The organism is Pricia sp. (assembly GCF_041745955.1).
Lineage (GTDB): Bacteria > Bacteroidota > Bacteroidia > Flavobacteriales > Flavobacteriaceae > Pricia.
In genome coordinates this window covers 1-1875 of record NZ_JBGTHY010000079.1, presented here as the reverse complement: position 1 = coordinate 1875, position 1875 = coordinate 1, and the positions used below count along the sequence as shown (strand labels likewise).

Sequence of the window (1875 nt, the reverse complement as noted above, 5' to 3'; positions counted from 1 at the left end):
CCCGCAAAGCCCGAAATGGCGGTTATGAATACGGATTCGTGCAAGATCATACCTACAATCTCCCAAGGTTTGGCGCCAAGTGCCTTTCGAATACCGATTTCTCGGGTACGTTCCTTGACCACGATAAGCATGATATTGCTTACCCCGACCACCCCGGCAATAATGGTACAGATGCCCACAAACCAAAAGAAAAGTTTCATGTTGTTGGATAGGGTGTAAAAGCGTTTCGCCTCTTCCATGGGGTTCCATATTCCTACGGCACTTTCATCATCGGGAGCGACCGTGTGGGCAGCGTTCAAATAGTCACGGAGTTCATTTTTAAAGGTAACGGACTGTGCCACGGCATCCTCAAAATTTTCCCTTGGCGGGAGCATATATACCAGCTGTCCCAACCGATCGCCACCATTGAACACCAGCTGTGCCGTGGTATAGGGAATAAAGATCCGGTCTTCTTCCCGTTCGCCTGCCCTATCGGCAAAAACACCAACGATCTTGAAGGGTACACCACCGATCTTGATGGTTTCACCTATGGGGGTATCCACTTTATCGAAGACATCCTTTTTTATGACCTTACCGATTACGGCCACTTTGTTTCGCCGTTCTTGGTCTAGATAATTCAGGAAACGACCTTCATGTATCGTAGCGTTCTCTATGGGCTGTGACCCCGCCGATGTTCCCAAGACCCGATATATCAACGCTTCGTCGCCATAGGTCGTGGTCGCGCTATCGATATAGGCGAATTGGGATGCATGCTCAATGTTGCCTCCCATCTGGTCGACAACGGACCTATAGTCCCTATTGCGAAACTGTATCCGTCGACCGGGATTCAAGCCTTTGTATTCTTTGGATGTAACTCCCGCCCAGACCCAGATACTGGTCGAAGCATCGCTTTCGAATTCCTCGGCGATGCCATTGCGCATGCCTTGGCCGAAGCCCAATAAAATTACGAGGATGAATATACCGGAAGCTACGGAAAGCCCCGTGAGGAAAGTCCGTAATCTATTTTTACGGATGGTATCGAAAATTTCTTGCCACCTTTCGATGTCGAACATGAAGTCGGTGATTTCCGAACCTGCGAGAGGCTCATTGATTGATGAATACGACGGGGACTACCGTGTTATAAGAGACGGATTAAAAAAAGTCTTGTTACATCCAAAGACCCTAAAAAAATGTTAAACTTCTTGGGCGGTTTTTGGCTTCATCATTTTATACACAAAATAACCCAGTATGGCTATAGCAAGGTAAGGCATGGCCATAAGATAGACAATCCCATTGTTTATGCCTTCGGCCGTCGAAACATTGCCATCACTTTCCAGTACGGCCCGGCACATGGCACATTGGGCTTCCGTTACCTCCGGAAATAAGAAAAATGGAATTCCTATGACAACCAAAACAGTCTTTTTCATACGCTCAAGTTACATAATATGGGGAAATCATCAAATAGACCACTACCCCGCTAATCGCCACATACAACCAAATGGGAAAGGTAATCCTCGCCCACTTTCGGTGACTTTTAAAATTTTTCAGATAGGCAAACGTGTAAGTTTTAAGCACCAAGGGGACTATGACTATGGATAAAATGATATGCGAGAGCAAAATAAAAAAGTATATATAACTAATAGCCCCTTCCCCGCCAAAGGATGTAGATTCGGAAGTCATGTGGTACGCTATATACATCATCAAAAACAACACCGACAACCCTATGCAAGTCGTCATCAGATATTGGTGCATCCGGCGTTTACCGTTCAGGATAGCCCAAAGGGCAATGACCAAAAGGAATGCGGTCAGTGCATTTAGCGAAGCATATATCGGTGGCAAAAAGCCTAATCGCTCAACATTCGGTATCTTGACAGTGAACAATACCGCAACCACAAC

3 protein-coding genes are annotated in these 1875 nt (G+C 46.2%); all 3 read right to left on the bottom strand.

Annotation, left to right across the window (positions count from 1 at the left end):
* Positions 1 to 1052: ABC transporter permease (locus tag ACEW8S_RS02605; RefSeq protein ID WP_373516627.1), on the bottom strand; the 1052-nt coding region annotated here is incomplete at its 3' end.
* A gap of 120 nt (positions 1053 to 1172) precedes the next feature.
* The gene (locus ACEW8S_RS02600; protein WP_373516626.1) at positions 1173 to 1406 is read right to left on the bottom strand and encodes a hypothetical protein; all 234 of its coding nucleotides are present in this window, start codon (positions 1404 to 1406) and stop codon (positions 1173 to 1175) included.
* A 4-nt stretch (positions 1407 to 1410) separates the two neighbouring features.
* The coding region (locus ACEW8S_RS02595; protein WP_373516625.1) for a DUF420 domain-containing protein at positions 1411 to 1875 on the bottom strand (465 nt) is incomplete at its 5' end.

What these genes read in the sequence shown, in the direction of transcription:
- ACEW8S_RS02600 (WP_373516626.1), bottom strand. Translation starts at nt 1,406, where the DNA reads ATGAAAAAGACTGTTTTGGTTGTCATAGGAATTCCATTTTTCTTATTT.